The 18658-nt window shown below is 50.5% G+C and carries 14 protein-coding genes and 2 riboswitches; of the genes, 10 read left to right on the forward strand and 4 right to left on the reverse strand.

All coding sequences use genetic code 11. The features are described from left to right. Positions 1 to 107: 107 nt before the first annotated feature. Positions 108 to 269: riboswitch (cyclic di-AMP (ydaO/yuaA leader) on the reverse strand. Positions 270 to 342: 73 nt separating this feature from the next. Beyond that, positions 343 to 530, reverse strand: a riboswitch (cyclic di-AMP (ydaO/yuaA leader). A 451-nt stretch (positions 531 to 981) separates the two neighbouring features. From RJP21_RS22140 to RJP21_RS22155, 4 genes are all read left to right on the forward strand, one after another. Further along, positions 982 to 1833: an ABC transporter permease subunit gene (locus RJP21_RS22140; protein WP_310861353.1), complete on the forward strand. Its 852-nt coding sequence runs from the start codon at positions 982 to 984 to the stop codon at positions 1831 to 1833. 12 nt (positions 1834 to 1845) lie between these two features. Further along, entirely contained in the window at positions 1846 to 2712 is an 867-nt protein-coding gene (locus RJP21_RS22145) for a carbohydrate ABC transporter permease (RefSeq protein WP_160040533.1), read from the forward strand. Positions 2713 to 2743: 31 nt separating this feature from the next. Then, entirely contained in the window at positions 2744 to 4297 is a 1554-nt protein-coding gene (locus RJP21_RS22150; protein WP_310861235.1) for an extracellular solute-binding protein, read from the forward strand. A gap of 265 nt (positions 4298 to 4562) precedes the next feature. Continuing rightward, complete coding sequence (locus RJP21_RS22155) at positions 4563 to 6770, forward strand: AraC family transcriptional regulator (RefSeq protein WP_310861236.1); 2208 nt, start codon at positions 4563 to 4565, stop codon at positions 6768 to 6770. A gap of 94 nt (positions 6771 to 6864) precedes the next feature. Here the strand turns inward: RJP21_RS22155 and RJP21_RS22160 are convergent, their stop codons facing one another. The 4 genes from RJP21_RS22160 to RJP21_RS22175 all read right to left on the reverse strand — a co-directional run bounded on the left by RJP21_RS22160 (position 6865) and on the right by RJP21_RS22175 (position 12766). Then, on the reverse strand, positions 6865 to 9105 hold the full coding sequence (locus tag RJP21_RS22160; protein WP_310861237.1) for a helix-turn-helix transcriptional regulator: 2241 nt from the start codon (positions 9103 to 9105) through the stop codon (positions 6865 to 6867). 120 nt (positions 9106 to 9225) lie between these two features. Next, positions 9226 to 10881 (reverse strand): extracellular solute-binding protein, encoded by a 1656-nt coding sequence (locus RJP21_RS22165; protein ID WP_310861238.1) that lies wholly within the window; start codon positions 10879 to 10881, stop codon positions 9226 to 9228. Positions 10882 to 10910: 29 nt separating this feature from the next. After that, positions 10911 to 11822 (reverse strand): carbohydrate ABC transporter permease, encoded by a 912-nt coding sequence (locus tag RJP21_RS22170; RefSeq protein ID WP_310861239.1) that lies wholly within the window; start codon positions 11820 to 11822, stop codon positions 10911 to 10913. Between the two features lie 11 nt (positions 11823 to 11833). Continuing rightward, entirely contained in the window at positions 11834 to 12766 is a 933-nt protein-coding gene (locus RJP21_RS22175) for an ABC transporter permease (RefSeq protein ID WP_310861240.1), read from the reverse strand. 526 nt (positions 12767 to 13292) lie between these two features. On the opposite strand from RJP21_RS22175, the gene RJP21_RS22180 reads away from it, so the two are divergent. From RJP21_RS22180 to RJP21_RS22205, 6 genes are all read left to right on the forward strand, one after another. Continuing rightward, positions 13293 to 13640 carry a DUF2294 domain-containing protein gene (locus tag RJP21_RS22180; RefSeq protein WP_160040551.1) on the forward strand — a complete coding sequence of 116 codons (348 nt, stop codon included), beginning with the start codon at positions 13293 to 13295 and terminating at the stop codon, positions 13638 to 13640. Between the two features lie 177 nt (positions 13641 to 13817). After that, on the forward strand, positions 13818 to 14888 hold the full coding sequence (locus tag RJP21_RS22185) for an ABC transporter substrate-binding protein (protein ID WP_310861241.1): 1071 nt from the start codon (positions 13818 to 13820) through the stop codon (positions 14886 to 14888). Positions 14889 to 14997: 109 nt separating this feature from the next. Further along, entirely contained in the window at positions 14998 to 15930 is a 933-nt protein-coding gene (locus RJP21_RS22190; RefSeq protein WP_310861242.1) for a nucleoside hydrolase, read from the forward strand. A gap of 25 nt (positions 15931 to 15955) precedes the next feature. Further along, a complete protein-coding gene (locus tag RJP21_RS22195) occupies positions 15956 to 16777 on the forward strand; it encodes an ABC transporter permease (protein WP_310861243.1) in 822 nt (273 codons plus the stop codon). Positions 16778 to 16783: 6 nt separating this feature from the next. Continuing rightward, positions 16784 to 17572, forward strand: a complete 789-nt coding sequence (locus tag RJP21_RS22200; RefSeq protein ID WP_310861244.1) for an ABC transporter permease — start codon at positions 16784 to 16786, stop codon at positions 17570 to 17572. 16 nt (positions 17573 to 17588) lie between these two features. Beyond that, positions 17589 to 18644 carry an ABC transporter ATP-binding protein gene (locus RJP21_RS22205; protein ID WP_310861245.1) on the forward strand — a complete coding sequence of 352 codons (1056 nt, stop codon included), beginning with the start codon at positions 17589 to 17591 and terminating at the stop codon, positions 18642 to 18644. Positions 18645 to 18658: the final 14 nt, after the last annotated feature.

Below are 18658 nucleotides of genomic sequence, written 5' to 3' on the forward strand. Positions count from 1 at the left end.
ACGAAATCTCGTTAAAAATCGGCAAAACAAAAAAGCATGGAAAAGAGGAACCCTCTTTCCATGCTTCTTCAAGCAAGGCAAATAAACCTTGCTGCGCATGTATAAAAGCAGCCTCTCTTCTAACGCTTACGAGGTTAGCTGTCGGATTCGGACCCAAGAGTAGCCCTACTCGAATGCGATTTCGAGATTCACCCCATGTGACGAATGGCTGATCATCACGGCCGGTTCCCCCGTTTTCCGCCGGAACGGAAATTCAGCGAATCAATAGACGTTCATTCGATTTTACGCACAGAAAAACACAGAGCAGGTACCCTGTGTTTGTTGTCAACTCACAGTTTCACTCCTCTCTCATAGCGACGCTTACGAGGTTAGCTGTCGGATTCGGGCCGTGAGAGTTGCCCTACGGATTTGGAAGTCTTTCCATCCGATTCACCCCAAGCATCCGGCTTCATCCCTTCATAAAGGATTGCATGCCGATGCCGATATGGTTCCCCCGCTTTTCGTGATTGAAAATTCAGCGTGATTCATCCATGAACCAAAGATATTACATAATGAATTGAATATACGCCTGAGCCGGCGAACTGTAAAGGTTGGTTACAATAGAATTCATGGCCTTTTTTATAGGTTTCGCTGGTTTCCGACCGCTATTCCTGCGTAATCATTCATTTACAACCGATAGCTTCCGTTTGCTTGATTTATAATTCGTTCATCTTTGTAATAACCAAAGCGCCCTTCCGATATTGGATATAGAACCTGGCGTGGAAAATGAATACCTCCCCATCAGCCATTTAAGAACTCCTTCGTACCAATGAGAACTATTCAAAGCCTTTGAACCGCTGCTACGATAAATGATGTCAACAGGCATGTTCATCCAATGGATCGCAGGGAGGTGAATGATTGAAAAACAATTCAAGAGGACATCGCGGATTTATCCATGAAGTCGTCAAAAACCGTTATCTGTATCTGCTTGCGCTTCCCGGCATGCTGTTCCTGCTTGTCTTTGCGTATACGCCGATGCTGGGACATTTGCTTGCCTTTCAGAATTACCGGCTTTCAGACGGTCTATTTGGAAGTCGATGGGTGGGATGGAGAAACTTCGAGTTTTTCTTTTCGACCAATGACTGGCTGCGCGTCACATGGAACACCGTATTTTTGAACGGGCTGTTTCTGGTGTTCGGTTTGGGGACGGCCGTCGTGCTCGCGGTGCTGCTTAATGAAGTCACGGTCAAATGGTTCAAAAAAACGGCACAGTCATTCGTATTTTTGCCATACTTCATCTCTTGGCTGGTCGTTAGCATGATGGTGCAGACGATGTTCAGCTCATCCGAAGGGATGGTGAATCAGGCATTGAACGCTCTCGGATTGAAAGGGGTGGATTGGTATCTGACGCCAGGCGTATGGCCCTATATTTTGACGTTCGTTTACGTGTGGAAAATAGCCGGCTACAATTCGATCATCTTCCTTGCTTCGATCACGGGCATTTCTTCCGAGTATTATGAAAGCGCCAAACTGGAAGGGGCAAGCCGCTTTCAGCAAATCCTTTACATTACGCTTCCACTATTGCGTCCCATTATCATCATCATGCTGCTTCTCGGGATCGGACGGATATTTTATGGAGACTTCGGCATGATCTATGCCCTGATCGGCGATGTTGGCGTCTTGTTCCCCACTACGGATGTGATCGATACGTATGCATACCGCGCACTGCGGCAGATGGGCAACTTCAGCATGTCCTCCGCCATTGTTCTTTACCAGTCGTTTATGGGGCTCATCGCCGTTACGTTCTTCAATTGGCTGGCGCGTAAGATCGACCCGGACTCTAGATTGTTTTAAGGTGTGATAGAAATGCGAGAACGATTGTTTCTAGGTTTTGTGTATGTGCTGTTAAGCGGGTTTGCCCTGATTTGTTTCATCCCGTTTTGGATCGTATTGGTGAACTCCTTTGCCAATGAAACGTTCATTCAAACCTCCGGATATCAGCTGTTTCCGACTTCTTTTAGCTTGAATGCCTACAAGATGCTCTTGTCGGGAGATCAGGTATTCCGAAGTTATGGCGTTACCTTGTTCGTTACGTTGACGGGAACGGTGCTTGGCGTTATTATTACGGCGTCCTATGCGTATGTTCTCAGCCACCCGAAGGTGAAATATCGGCATATCCTTTCCTTTTTAACCTTTTTCACGATGTTGTTTGGCGCAGGAATCGTTGGTTTCTACATACTCATCGCCAATTGGTTAAGCCTGAAAGATTCGTTGTGGGCGCTTGTCCTTCCGTACTTGCTGAACCCTTTTTATGCCTTCATTCTCGTATCTTATTTCCGTTCCTTGCCCTATGAGCTGAATGAAGCGGCTACCGTGGACGGAGCGAATGATATTCGTATTTTCTTCCGCGTGATCTGGCCGATCTCGCTGCCCGTGATCGCTACGGTCGCATTGTTTTATGCGCTGCAATACTGGAATGACTGGTACCTGTCGCTTCTATTTATCGATAACTACAAGTTGCACCCGTTGCAAATGATGATCAGGCAGCTGATGTCCAATTTGAACGCGATGTCTTACGTCGGCGGCAGCCGGACGGAATATAACATTATCGTTCCGACATACGGCATGCAGCTTGCCATTGTATGTATTACGATTGGTCCGATCGTATTCGTCTACCCGTTCGTGCAGAAGTATTTCATTAAAGGCATGACGCTGGGATCGGTTAAAGGTTAGGCCAGAATAATCATGTAGGGGGACCCGAAAAATGCGGTTGAAACGTTGGCTTTCGCTTTCATTCGTGCTGCTGTTGTCCTTTTCTCTGATCATGGGCTGCTCGGAAGGGACAAATGAAACATCCGGCACGGACAACACAAAAGGAACTGAACCTGCAAGCACAAAATTGGAACCGGTTACGCTTAAAATCATGATTCCGGGCGACCGCCCGCCTGATATGGATCTTGTCATCGCAGAGGCCGAAAAACGGATGAAAGACACGATCAACGTCAAGTTGGATCTCGTATTCGTGCCGTGGGCCGACTTGGCACAGAAGACGCAGGTAACGCTGGCTTCCGGTGAAAACATCGATCTGATCTTTGATGCGCCGTGGCTGCACATTAATCAAATGATTGCCGACGGTTTCTACGAACCGCTCGATGATCTGCTCAAACAATATGGAAAAAATGTACTGGATAAACGTCCGCAGCAAATGTGGGATGCAAACAAGTACAACGGTAAAATTATGGCGGTGCCGCTCGGGCTCTCTTATATGGAAGGCAACGCCTATATCGTGCGCAAAGACCTTCGCGAGAAGCTGGGCATACCGCCGATCAAAAGCTACAAGGATTTAATCGATTTTGCTTACAAGGTAAAGGAAAAGGAGCCTGGCATTGCACCGATTATGGCAGCGGGAACGACGGGACAACAGACGTATTCCATCGTGGGTCTGCGAAGCCTGAACGATTACGATACCCATGTGCGCTTCACGCATGCGCTGGGAAGCAGCCTGACCTTATACTACAAAAATAACGATGGCAAAGTTTACAACCTGTTCGAGGATCAAGAGCCGGTTTTGTCATGGATGAAGGATGCCAGACAGTTATACAAGGACGGACTTGTATATAAGGACATCCTGGCCGCAAAAGACTTCATCCAGCCTTTTATGAGCGGGAAAGCGGCCATCGTTACGAAAGGTTCGTTTGGCACGGGGCTTTCCTTTGATCAACAGTTCAAGAGCAATGTTCCAAACGGCGATCTGGAAACCGTTACGTTCTTCAATCCGGCGAAAGGGGCCAATATTTCGAACTTCAAGCAGTGGAATTTCCTTGCGGTGCCAAAAGTCAGCAAAAATAAGGAACGTGCGGTTATGTTCCTGAACTGGGCCAATGAGAAGGAGAACTATGACCTGCTGTCCTACGGAATTCCAGGCAAACATTGGGAGCCGGTTGGCGATAACGAATACAAAATACTTGATACGAAGGGATATTCGCAGTTTGGTTATGTGTGGGTATGGAATCCCGTCGACGAGCGCTCGGATGCGGATGGAGACAAGACGTATGCGGACTTCGACGCCGTGCTCCGCGATGCCGACAGCTTTACAAAGGATATTTTGACCGGATTCGAATTCGATTCTTCCGCGGTTCAGAACGATCTTAGCCAATACAATACGGTCGAGGCCAAATATTATCCTGCACTCGTCAATGGCGTTCTTGATCCGGAGGAAACAATGAAGAAATTCGAAGCCGAAGCCGGCCCTTCCTTAAAACGCATCCAACAGGAATTGCAGAAACAAATCGACGCTTTCCTGACGGCCAAAAAGTAGTTGCTGATTTTCCAACCATGCACAAATAAAAGAGAAAATATATTTCGCCAACCAAGCCGCCGGCGCCAGCCGAAGAACCGCGTGTTCTTCGCTGGTGCCGCGGCTTTTATGGGATTCCCTCCCTTACATGCTCCCGCCGATTGGTCAAACGAGAACTTAAAACAGGCAAACGAGAACTAGGCAGAAACCAAGGACTAAGCTATGATAAAACTCAAACCGAATGCAACTTTTCTTGGCGAAGTGGAAGGGAGGCGACAACCGCGACATGAGACCGATGTTCAAATCGACGTATGTGCGCATTTTTTTATGGAGCTGCATATTGATTACCGTCATTATCATCCCGTTCTCGTTATTCCTCGTCCAGCGATTTTCGGATTATGCCTCCTCGCAGATCGGATATATCAACCGGGACAGAATCGAAGAAACATTGGACCGGACGGAATTCATCCTGGCGAAACTGAAATGGTACGGCTTGAACATGTACGAAGATCAGACCATCCAAAACTGGATTTATTCCAAGGGCGACGATCCATTGCTCGATGCCGCGGCCCTTCAAACTTTGTCGAAGTATTTATCAAAGGAATCTTTTTTTGAAGGCGCTTACCTTTTTAACATGCGCCGGGAAAAAGTGATGGATTTCAAAGTCGGCCTTCTTCCGTTCAGCGAGTTTTCGGATCAGGTCATTTTGGAGCGGGTTAAACGGCAGGAACCTTTCCTGCTTCGCTACTTTCATTACGAATCGGGAGGAAAATCGTATATATCATTGGTGATCCCGCCATCATACGTCAAGAAGGAGCATTACGGATATTTGGTCGTACTGTTGAACGCTCAAGTATTGCAGAACTATCTCCTGTCAGGGGAAGGTTCGGAGGAAAGCGATACGGATTATCGGGTGACGCTCATCGACCGTTCCGGGCAGGCCATTCTGGGGCAGACGGATGAAAGCGTAATGGAAAGAGTTAGAGATGCGCGAACGGGGTCCAAAAAGGGCTCGTACGAGCTGAAAGCGGACGGACAGACGTTATACGTGAACTATGCCGATTTGGATTCCCAAGATTGGACGCTGTACTCCTTGTCCGGGATGGAACAATTCCGCCAGCAAGTAACCCGCTTTCAAGAGACGATCGTGCTTGGCTCGATCCTCCTCCTGATCGTGCTGCTGCTCGCCGTGCTTTGGAATTCGCATGTTTTTTTCAAACCTTTCCGGACTCTAGCCGCTCAAATCCATGGCAAGCACGGCGTTCAGGCCAAAAGCGATATGGATGCGATCCGGCAAAGCGTCGTTTTATTGCGGGATCATTCCCCGCTCATCAAGACCGAATATTTGCGGCGATGGATTCTGCAGGGCAGGCTGGGCAACAGTGCATGGGAGGCCCTTTCCCGCGAATCCGACATCCTCGAATTCGAATGGATCCGGATGGCCGTCGTCAAAATCGATGCTTTTTACGAAACGACGGAGCGTTACGATTTTGCCTCCCAGAGGCTTTTGAAATACGCCATCGGCAACATTGCGGAAGAAGTGTTAAGCGCTAAGGACCGCGCGATCGAGGTTGTCGATTTCGGCGACGATCATCTGCTTCTCCTTGTCGGCATGGCCGATCAAGCAGCCGATCTGATAGATGATTTGGGTCAACTGAGCCGCATGGTAAGCAGGTTTATTCAACTCAAAATTACCATTGCATGCAGTTCCGTCAGGCATGTCCGCGATGACTTGCGCGCCGTATACGACGACTTATGCGAATTGACATTGCTTAAATTCTTAAGCGGCGACGACAAAATCTACACCGAACAAGAATATGAGCGCTACGCGGATTTGCCTTATCAGCCGGACGACACCTTGCTGGACCTCCTCATTCAGTCGATTCGCTCCGGCAAGGAGGAACCATCCTTCCAACTGCTGGAGCAGTGGTTTGCCCGGCTGCAGACGATGAAATATTCCGAATGTCAATTCCAATTGAAATTAATGTTTTTTTCCTTCGTCAAATCCTTTAGCAAACTCACGACCGTACATAACGTCAACGGGATTGAAAATCATCTCAAAAAATTCGCGACGCTCGAAGACATCCATCGATGGATGAAAACCGAAATTTCCCGCATCATTTCCCTGCTCGGCGACCAGAAAAGCTTGAACCGCAAAGGAAAAGTCGTGGAGGAAATGATCGAATATATTCGATACCACATTCACGATCCAAGACTATCCGTCGAAAGCATCGCCGATCATATCGAGTTGTCCGCCAAATATTCTCGTCAATTGTTTCTCGACCATTACGGGATGTCGCTATCCAATTATATTTTGAATATGCGGATCGAAAAGGTAAAGGAATTGCTCACGGAGACCGACATGAGCGTTGCCGAAATCGCGCAGCAAGCCGGATTTCAGACGAAAAGCCATTTTTTTACCGCCTTCAAAAAAGCGACCGGCATGACGCCGGCCCAATATCGTTGTCGGCAGATGGACGAGGTGAGCGGTTAAGGGGTAAAATAAAAACAACGCAAGGTTCTCCCCAAAAGGGAGCGGCTTTGCGTTGTTTTTTTGCAAGCTCCAGCCTTCCTTCCCTATCGCCCTTTCACATCGCCGAATCCACATATTCGTCCGGCTTGATCCCTTCATACCGCGCGAAGGCGCGTTTGAACGAATAGACGTTTTCGTAGCCTACCCGGCGGGCGATGACGTCCATGCCGAATTTTTTCTCCCGCAGCAGCTCCTTGGCCGTTTCCATCCGAAGCCGGCACACATAATCGTAAAAGTTGATGCCGGACACCTCCTTGAATATTTTGGAGACGTTCGAAACCGACATGCCGCACATTTCCGCCAGCATCTTCAGCGAAAGATCGGCGCTCGTGTAGTTTTGGTTTACGAATTGCAGAAGCTCGCTGCCGACGGCAAGCGACGGGGACGTATTGGCATACCGCTTCCGCTCGCAGATCAACGTGCCGACCTCCAACACGCAGCTCCACATCTCCTCCATTTCTCCCGCTCCCGCCCTGCTTGCGAATTGTTTGGCGTAAATGCACGTATCCAGATTCAGCTCATGAAGGACCCTCAGCAGCGTTTCCATCAATAACGAGACCAGTTTGACCTCGCTTGATTCGGGCAGCTCCCGTTTTTTGTTTTCCGCAGCGATTTCATGCAAAATTTGCATCGTGGTATCCAGGTTTCCGATCTTCAGGTTATTGACCAGCTGGACTTCCCAATCCGTCGGGTAATAGTAATCGACACCCGCTTGAACCGCCTCCTCCTGCTGCACCGGAAGGTGCTCCCGCGAAAAAATCGTATACTGCAATCTTTCATTGGCCGCATAATACGATTTGCTGATGCCGACCACCCCCTTCTCCACCGTTCCGCAGAAGACATCCGGCCGAAAACCGCAAGCCTGCTCGATCTCCCCCGAGATTTCGGACGCGATCCGTTCCGGCAGACGATCGTCCCCGAACGGATTTACGGAGGATAGAATCAGCGCTTTATCCGCATTGGTCACCTCAAACAGCTCGTAATCCACACGATGACGCTTCATCGCCTGTTCAACGATCATGATCGTGATCATTTCGATTTTACGGATTTTTTCCATGTCGGAAACATCGCGGATGGCGTAAAAGCTGACCAGCAGCGTGCAATAATGCATGTCGTCGGTATACCCGATGCCGAATTTTTTCAGTCCGTTCATCTGCTGATCGTCCGCAAAATACCCTTTCAGCAGGCGAAGAAACAGGTTCGACCTCGCGGCGCTTTCGTAGTCCTGCATCGTTTGCTGAAGATTTTTGTTTTCGAGCAGCAGCCGGTCAAACGATTTTTCGATATAGCTGTATTCCGATCCGGAAATTGAACCGCCGTTTTTGCCCTCTTCAAACCGGACCGCCGCGGAAAGCTTGTTCAGCAGGGCGCCGAGCGGACGGTAACTGACCTTGGCCAGCAAAAAGGCCGCCAAAGCCCCAAGACCGGCGGAAATGGCAATGGCAAGCAACGAACCGAATAGATTGTTGATGCCAATCACGCCGGTATCCGCGTAAGTGATCGCATACCGCAAATCGCTTGCCTTGGAAGGCAAAACCAGCTCATAACTGCGCGAACGTTCCGGATGGCCGGCGGAGTCATTCCGCGTCTGACGGTAAATCAGGGAGCCTTGCGACGAAATGGCGATGGCCTTCGATTCGATCCCTCCGAAACGATGCATATAGTCCGAGAAGTAAGCGCTATCAATAAAAAGGACCAAAACGGCGCGGGGATGGTTGACGACCTCGAGGCTTTGCAGTACGGGAATGACCCGCTTGCCGTTGCCCCATAATTTCATGTCCGCAGGCGGCATGATCTTGAAATACTGCTGCTGAGACAAAACATGCTGAAGTTTTTGCTTGGTATCTCCGTCGAAAACGGCGACGCCCTTAAAAAAGTCTTCTTCCGGATAGACGCCCCATTGCGTCAAGACCTGCCGTTTCTCCGGGAAAACGACCATGCCGAAGGAGAGGATGCCAAGCGAATTGAAGCCGTTATCCAAGCTTTTGCGAATCTCCAGCATCTTGAACATGTCGAATTCCTGATCGTATACGTTCGTATTTTGCATCAGCTTTTTGACCCAGGCTTCGTTGCCCAGCATCTTGCCCATGTTTTTCAGCTCGTTCAGCTTACTGTCGACCAGATCCGCAATCCGTTTGGCGTCGGCCGCATGTTTTTGGTGCTGCTGTTGCTTTTCCTCCATCATGTTCCGCTGCACGTTGAGCACGCTGAACACGATGATGGGAATGATCAGGATCGCGGTATACGACAAAAAGATGTTGCGGAACGTTCCGCTTCCGAAACCTTTATAGCGCAAAACAACCCCTCCTCCGGTTGGTATGACGCGAACGCAAAAAGCAAAAGCAGGAAAACGGCCGAGCTTTTCGCGTTTTTTGCGAAAAACCGCCATTTTCCCCGTTGGATGTTGCCGAAAACGTTACTGGATGCTGTTGTATCTGTCAAGCAGCTGCTGGTTGATTTCGATCAAATCATCCAGCCCGAGCTTCTTCAGCTCGGAAATATATTGATCCCAATTGTCGAGCGATTTTTGACCAAGAGCAAGCTTGGTCGCAAGCTCCTGCGAGTACGTTGTCAAGTTGGTCAAAATTTTCGTTTTCTTTTCGAGCTGCTGATCGTCCGGAATGGCCAAATACATGTCGTTCATGTTGACGAAATACGGCTTATAGTTCAGTATGTTTAACTCGTTTTCCGTTTTGTACTGAGGTTTGTCGATCAGCTCAAACTCGAGGTTGGCGAATTGGACGCGGGGGAAAACGGTGTCCCCAAACAGCTGGCGGCCTGTGGCCTGGCCCATTTTGGCCAGCTCTTCTTCCGATACATTGTTGATATATACTTTTGCCCCGTTGCCGTCCTTTTTGTACGTTTGACCTTCAATTCCCCAATACAGAAGATCTGCGTATTTGTCCGAGTAGATCGTGTCGAAAAACTTGATCGCGGCTTCCACATCCTTGCAGTCTTTCGTAATCGCATATTTCTGCCATACGAGGAACGGCGGTTCCAATTGTGCCGCTGGAGTGATGTTGTCAACCGCTTGAAGCGGCATGAGCGGCAGGAATTCGCCGCCGCCATTGATCGTCGGCTCCTGATACGTTTCCAAATTGTAGTCGGTTAAGGAAGCGACCTGGTTTTCCGTCATCTTTTGCTGTTTTTGCTCCCCTGTCGCCCCGATCAGACTTGTGTCAAGAACGCCTTCTTTTACTAACTGCTGCAGGTAGCGGAAGTAATCCTTAATGCCGTCTTGATACCATGGGGATACCACTTTTTTGTTTTCGACATCCACCGCCGTAATATCCGTGCCAAGCCCGAACCATTGAGCGATAGCGCCGTTAAACGCGCTTGGATCGTAAACGAGAACTTCGTCCGGCTTGCCGTCTCCGTTGGCATCCTTATCCCGGAATGCTTTTAAGGTTTGCAAATATTCCGCGGCTGTTGCAGGAACCGGGAGATTCAGCTTATCCAGCCAGTCTTTGCGGAGCAGCATGGTCAAAGAAACGGGAGCCGGCGTATTTCCCTGGTATGTTTTTTTGTGAAGATTGCTAAACCAGTACATTTTGCCGTCAGGCGATGTCGTCGATTTTTTGGCGAACGGCATTTCCTCGTTGTACATTTTTTTGATGTTGCCGTTGCTGTACTTCTCGATGAGCGGATTCAGATCAAGCAATACGCCCTGCTTTGCCAAATTCAGCACCGTCGTGTTATCCAGAGCCGAGATATTCACGATGTCGGGAAGAGAAGAGCCGGAAGCCATCCGGGTTTGGATGGTCACTTTGTATTGCTCTGCCGGAACCAGCTCGTAATCCAATTGCAAACCGGCATCGGCGAGCATCTTGTCGACTTCTTTCCATACCGGATACTTCTCCCTGTCCTCGAATTTGATATATTTGTTCGATCCGGCTGGCCCGAGCAGTCGAAGCTTGCCGGTCTTCTGCCCGGTTTCGGCGTTGCCGCCGGCTTCCTCCTTTTTGCCGTCTGCACCGCTGCCGTTACTGCCGCCACTATTGCAAGCGGTTACAGATGTGATTAAAACAACCGCCATCAGAGCGGATACGAATGGTTTTTTCCACTTTTTCAATGCGTTTTCCCCCTTTGAATGGTCTCAGCCTACTCTTTCAACGAGCCAAGAAGCGCTCCTTTAATGAAATACTTCTGGAAGAACGGATAAGTGAAAATGACGGGCAGCGTGGTGAACACGATGATGGCGTATTTCAGCTGGATGTTGGAGAGCATGTTGGCCACCGCATGTTTCGTATCCTCCAAGGATAACATTTTCAAATCCACCGATTGCTGAACGACGACGCGGTACAAATACATTTGCAGCGGATGCAGCTTTTCGTTCGGCAAATACACAAGCGCGTCAAACCAGCTGTTCCAAATGCCGACGACCGAATAAATGGCGATCACCGCCAAAATCGGTTTGGAAATGGGCAGAATTACGCGAAATAGCAGCTGCAAATGGGAAGCGCCGTCGATAAAAGCCGATTCCTTGAGTCCATCCGGAATGGTCGTAAAAAAGGTTCTGACGAGAATGATGTTCCAAATGCTGACCATGCCGGGGATGATCACCGCAAACATCGTATTGTACATTCCAAGTTTGTTGACAAGCAGATAGGAAGGAATCAACCCGCCTCCGAAATACATCGGGATGAGCAGAAAGGCGACCAGCCATTTCCGCCCTTTCAGCGTGCGCACCGTTAGCGGATATGCGCCTAATACAGCCGTAAGGCAGTTCAACAACGTCCCTGCGGCAACGTAGATGAGCGTATTGGAGTATGCCCACCACATTTTCGTATCGCTGACGATCAGTTTATAGGAATCGAGAAAAAATCCTTTCGGATACCAAAACACGTTCATGGCCGCCACTTCCGTCGGCGAACTGATGGACATGATGATGACGAGATAAAAAGGATACAGCGTAATGATGCAAATGACGAGCGCAAGCGCATACAAAATCATGTCGACGGCAACAGAGCCCTGCTTGATCTTGTTCGGATTTCTTCTGACCGAGGCGGCCATCGTACTCCCCCTTACCATAAGGCGTAATCGGAATATTTGCGGCTGAGCGAATTGGCGATGTACAGCAGCGTGAAGTTAATGAGCGAAATAAACAGACCGACTGCGGTACCCGAGCTGAAATTTCCGCCCAGCAGGCCGTCGCGGTACAGATATGTGCCGATGACATCCGCCGTCTCGTATACCATCGGGTTGTAGATAAGCAGGATGAACTCGCTGTTTGCCGAAAGCAGATTGCCGATCGCGAAGATAAGCAAAATAAATATCGTCGGCCGGATGGACGGCAGCGTAATATGGAGCATTTGCTTGAAACGGTTTGCGCCGTCCATTTTGGCCGCTTCGTATAAATGAGGATCGACGGAGGACATGGCCGCCAAATACAAAATGCTGCTCCATCCGAACGACTTCCAAATGCTTGTGATCGTATAAATGGCAGGAAAATATCCCGGTTCCGTATTCAGCGCCACCGGCGTCCCGCCAAACAGCTTGACGATGGCATTGACGATCCCGTCCGTATTGATGAAGGACAGCACCATGCCCGCCACGACGACGTTCGAAATGAAGTGGGGCAAATAACTGGCCGTCTGCACGTATTTTTTGAATACGCCGCTCTTCAATTCGTTCAGCAGCAGGGCGAACAGAATCGGCACCCAGAAACCGAACACGAGAAAATAAAAGCTGAGCAAAAACGTGTTCCGCATCAGTCTGCCGAAATACGGGCCGTTAAAAAAATCGATGAAATGCTGAAGGCCCACCCAATCGGTTTCATGCAGCGAGAAAAAAGGTTTTCCCGGGTAATAATTTTGAAAAGCGATGATCACTCCGTACATCGGAATGTAGCTGAATATAAAAATATGGATCAGAACGGGAAGCATTATCAAGTACAGCTGCATATTGTCGCGCCATCGGAACGACATACGGTTGCCTGGTTGTCGGACGGCTTTCATGACCTTCCCCTTTCCCTTTCCCAAAGTCTCGCGGATGAAAGCGGGCCCGCCTTCCGCTGGATTCATCATAATTGGCCTTTTCAAACGAAGGCAAGCAACATTTTTTGATCGGGTTCGCAATATTTTCGCGGGTTTGGGCGGTGGGTCTGAAAATTGCAGGAATTCCCCGTTATTTCAAGGTTTGAGGGAGATTTTAACCAGGTGTTTTTTTGAATGCCGCTCTATTCGCTCGTTGTCCAGGTTCGATATTCCTTTGATAGATGCGCATGTCCCATGTTTTAGGAAGCCGCTCGCCAAAATAAACCTGAGATTCTCGCTATCTATCCGATGGCATTCATATCGGCATAAATAGCTTCCATCGCATGGAAAGTTCGTAATTGGAACATTTAACGGGTTCTATTTGCCGAAAACAAGTGACATAATACATAAAATCCGAACAATAACTTGATAAATCCTCGTTTTTTTTGTATTATAAATCTCGTGAACTCCTTATCACCAAAAATAATTCAAAGTTTGAAGGTGACCAATGGTTCATTCCGATTCCAATGAATTCAAACAGAAGCTGAGCCAGGTATATAATGAAGTCTCAAAGGAATTGTTTGGCTTCGGAACTTCTTTATTGAAGACAAGCGTTCAACCCGAGGCGATCACGTTATATGCCCGGCATCGTCGCTCCCCCCGTTCCACTGTGCTTGAGGGCGAGGTTCCGGCTTTGAAATACGAAGTCGACTTTTACATGTCGATGATTTACAAGAAAAAGCTGAAAACCCGCTTGGAAGACGAGCTGGGATTGCGTATCGAAGTTTTACTTCGGGATTACGATCCCGCCACGCAGTGGGCAGTCACGAACATACTTTTACAGACCGATTCATAACCGCGGCGCTTTCCTTTTGATTTATCTTAAGGACTGCCCGTTGCCTGGAAAACGAAACGGATGCCGCTCTTTCTTTGTTTACAATGAAAAAGCGCTCTAGTTAGAGATTTTTTCTACCTAGGGCGCTTTTCTTTTTTATCATAACGCTTTTTTAAAAACACATGGGAGTGAATCATTGTGAAAAAAACATGGATCAAAGGTTTTCTCGCTTGCAGCCTGTCCGCGCTCGTGCTGGCCGGATGCGGAAGCAACGGCAAAAACGGGACTGAAGGAGATTCGTCCGGCGCCAAGCAGCAAAAACTCGTCATTTCGACTTGGGGTTTCGCGGAAGACTTCTATAATAAGGAAGTTTATGAGCCGTTCGAAAAAGCGCACAACGTGAAAATCGTGCTGGAAACAGGCAATAACGCCGACCGCCTGAGCAAAATCCTTCAGGGAAGCTCCGACGTCGACGTGATTTACCTCTCGGATTATTATGCGCAGCAAGGCATCGAGGCAGGCGCCTTCGAAAAAATCGACCGCAGCCGCTTAAAAAACCTGGACAATGTGTATGACATCGCCAAAGCGCCAAACGGCGAAGACTACGGCCCTGCCTACACGATCGGCCAGCTGGGAATCGCTTACGATCCCAAAGCCGCCGGAACGAAAATCGAGTCCTGGAGCGACCTGTGGAAGCCCGAGCTGAAAGGAAAACTGACGATGCCGAGCATTACGTCCACCAGCGGTCCGATGATGGTCGACGCCGCATCGAAGGTGGCGGGCGCCGCGGAATTTAACGAAGATCAAGCGTTCGAACGGTTGACCGCACTGAATCCGGGCGTCGTGAAGTACTACAGCAAAACTTCCGAATTCGTCAACATGTTCACGCAAGGCGAGGCAGCCGCCGGCCCGATCATGCAGATGTATGTGGGCGACCTGCAAAAAGCCGTGCCGGGCATCGAATTCGTGACGCCGAAAGAAGGCGCTTATGCCATCATCAATACGCTGAACGTCGTCAAAGGAAGCAAAAACAAGGAACTGGCGGAAGAATTCATCGACTGGCAGCTCAGCCAAGAGGTACAGGAAAAAGCGGCAAAAGCCAAAGTCGACTCCCCTGCCAACAAAAACGTCAAACTGTCGACGGAAGAAGCCGTAGGCGTAACCTACGGGGCGGATGTCGTCGAGAAGCTGCAAAAGCTTGATATGGCGTTCGTCAACAGCCATCTCAAAGCTTGGACCGACCGTTTTAACCGCGAGGTTACCCGCTAAGCGCACGCGGTTCGAATACGGGCAGCATATACCGGCAGGGGCTGCTTGCCCCTGCCTTTTTGAAGATATAAGGGAGCATAAGTTTACCGGTCCAGAAAGGGGAATCCATGTGAAAAAAACGATATTGGACGTCGATACCGGCATCGACGACGCGCTTGGCATCATGCTTGCGATCCGGAGCGGCGAGCTTGACGTGCTGGGCATTACAACGGTGAACGGCAACGTGTCGCTGGAGACGGCGACAAACAATACATGCAAAATTTTGGAGCTGATCGACGCCGCGCCCTCCATCTCCGTATACCCGGGGGCACCCCGTCCGCTCATGCGCGGCAGTCTGTTCGAACACCGGGTTCACGGGCAGGACGGGCTGGGCGGCGCTTTGGCCGAAATGCGCCCTGCCGATCGCGTCGACCGGAGCCTTTTCGGTCCCGATTTTATCATCGAGCAGGTCCGGCGTTTTCCGGGTGAGGTGACGCTGATCGCTACCGCGCCGCTGACCAACGTCGCGCTGGCATTGGCCAAATATCCGCCGCTTGTCCATGAACTGAAGGAAATCGTCGTGATGGGCGGCGCGGTTCAAACGTACGGCAATATCACGCCCGTGGCGGAATACAACATGCATGTCGATCCGGAGGCGGCCAAACTCGTCTTCCAGGCAGGGTTTCCGCGCCTGCTCATGGTCGGTCTGGACGTGACCCGGACAGCCCTGCTGACCCGCGAACATATCGACGCCATGGGAACTTCCGCAATAGCCGATTATGTCCGCGCCAGCACAGCGGATTACATGAAACGCTATTGTGAGCGAAACGGCGTCCAGGCATGCGCCATGCATGACCCGCTGGCCGTCGGGGCCGCCATCTGGCCCGAACTGGTTCGTTCCGCCCGGCATTATGTCGACGTGGAGACGAAAAGCGAGCTGTGCGACGGCCAGACGGTATGCGATTTTCAAAACCGTCTGCAGCGGGAGCCCAATGTGGACGTTTGCCTGGAGGCCGATTCGGATGAATTCATAAGCCGCTTTATCGACGTCCTCCGCGGCTGATTTTATAAAACAGGAGATTGCATTCATGAAAAAGCGATACTTGTACGTGCTATTGGCACCCGGCTTGGTGTTTTTGACGTTGTTCATGATCGTTCCGCTCGTCCTGACGGTCGGCTCGACCTTGTTCCAAGACGGCGGCTTTACCGCCGGGATTTACACGCAATTTTTTAAAGACGCTTATTTCCTTGATATTTTGGGCACGACTTTGCTTGTTAGCGTCATGACCACCTTGCTGTGCGTCTTGATCGGTTTTCCGGTCGCTTACTATTTGTCCAAGCTTCCGCCGCGCAAAAAAGGCATCATGCTGGCGCTGGCGATTTTTCCGTTATTGACAAGTTCGGTCGTCCGCTCCTTCAGCTGGATGATCATCCTCGGCAAAAACGGCCTGGTAAACAATCTGCTGACGGCCCTCGGCATCATCCATGAACCGCTTAGCATTCTGTACACACCGGTCGCGATGATCATCGGGCTTGTCCACCTGTTCCTGCCGCTTATTCTCATTACGCTCGTCGGCGTCATGGAATCGATCGACCACGATTTGGTGCGGGCAGCCCAAAGCCTCGGGGCTTCCAAGCTGACGGCCTTCCGCAAAATCGTCGTCCCGCTCAGCATTCCGGGGCTGATCGTCGGCAGCATTCTCGTGTTTGTCGGCAGCCTGACCGCTTATACCACGCCTGCCCTGCTGGGCGGTAAAAAACGCGTCGTCGCGACGTTTCTGTATCAGAATGCGATCACGCTGAACGATTGGCAGGCCGCGTCGGCCATCGCTACCATCATGATGATCATCACGTTTATCGTCATCGGGCTGATGAACAAAGCGGCGGCTAAATTCAAACCGAAGGAGTAGATACGGATGAAAAACAAAAACCCGGGGCTTGCCCTCTTTACCTTTATCGTCTATTTGTTTCTGCTCGGGCCGCTCGTCATCATCGCCGTCACCTCCTTTGAACCGGGGACGGTCCTGAAGTTTCCGCCGACCGGATTTTCGCTGAAGTGGTACCAGAACATTTTTGATGTCGAAATGTTTATGAGCACGTTCAAGACGTCGATCCTGGTCTCCCTTTTGGGCAACGTGCTTGCCATTCTTCTCGGGATCCCGGCCGCATATGCGCTGAACCGGGCGTCGTTCCGGGGCAAGGAGACGCTGAACGCGGTATTTCTGTCCCCGCTCCTCATTCCCGGAATCGTGCTCGGGTTTACGCTGCTGAAATATGTCGTCATCGCCTTTCACATTCCGATTTATGCGGCGCTGCTGATCGGGCATACGGTCATCATGCTGCCGTTTATTATCCGGGTCATCGGCTCGAGCCTTGCGGGATTCGATTTTGCGGTCGAGGAAGCCGCGCTGAGCCTCGGTTCAAGCCGGCTGGCCACCTTTTTCAAAGTCGTCCTGCCGAACATCAAGTCCGGCATCATCGCATCGGTGCTGCTTGCGTTTCTGGAATCGTTCAACAACGTCGATATTTCGCTGTTCATGACCGGACCGGGCGTCAGCACGCTGCCGATTCAAATGCTGACTTACGTGGAGAACTATTTCGACCCGACCATCGCGGCGATTTCGGTGCTGCTGATGCTGATTACCGCGGGATTCATGTTCCTGATCGAAAGGCTGCTTGGACTCACCTATTTCACCAAACAATAAATGGAGGCATAAGACGATGTCTTTACTGCAATTGGATAACGTATCGGTCGCTTATGACCAGCAATACATTTTGAAGGACTTCAACCTCTCCGTCGAAAAAGGCCACCTGATTTCGCTGCTGGGTCCCAGCGGCTGCGGTAAAACGACCACGCTCCGGCTGATCGCCGGTTTTCTCGACGCTTCGGACGGCCGGTTTACGTTCGGGGGCGCGGATTATACCCGCGTCCCGATCAACAAACGGAATTTCGGGTTCGTGTTCCAAAGCTACGCGCTGTTCCCGCACATGTCCGTCTTCGATAACGTCGCGTTCGGATTGCGGCTGCGCAAGGTGAAAGAAGACGAAATCAAAAAACGGGTCATGCGAATGCTCGAAATCGTCAGCCTGGGCGGCTTCGAGAACCGTTTCCCGCAGGCGCTTTCCGGCGGGCAAAAACAGCGGGTCGCGATCGCCCGCGCGCTGGTGATCGAACCGGATCTGCTGTTGTTCGACGAGCCGCTGTCCAATCTGGACGCCAACCTCCGGATCAACATGCGCGTGGAAATCCGCCGCATCCAGCAGGAGCTTGGCATCACCGCCGTGTACGTGTCGCATGACCAGGAGGAATGCTTCTCCATTTCCGACCGGGTGGCCGTCATGAATAAAGGGATTATCGAGCAGCTCGATCAGCCTTCGGTCATATTCCAATATCCCAAAACGGAATTCGTGGCCCGGTTTATCGGCTTCAACAATTTTATCGCCTTTGATGAACGCGAAGACGAAGGCTCCTTCTACAGCCTGCGCAGCGGGGAATACCATTTCCATGCCGCGAAGGCTCCCGGGATGCCCGTGACGATGAAAGGGGCGATCCGCCCGGACGACCTCATTGCGGGAACGCTGGCGGAAATTCAGCCCGGCGACAACGTGCTGACGGGCAAGGTGAAAGTCAGCACCTATCTCGGCCGCAGCTACCAATATGTCGTCGTCACTCCGCTTGGCGAATTTACGGTAAACAAGGAAATGCAGCAGCCCTATGCCAATGGGCAGGAAATCCGCCTGTTGTTTCCATCGGAGAAGCTTGTTCTTGTCGAATAACAATAGGGGGAATT

Source organism: Paenibacillus sp. VCA1, from assembly GCF_031583795.1.
Classification (GTDB): Bacteria; Bacillota; Bacilli; order Paenibacillales; family Paenibacillaceae; genus Paenibacillus_AQ; species Paenibacillus_AQ albilobatus.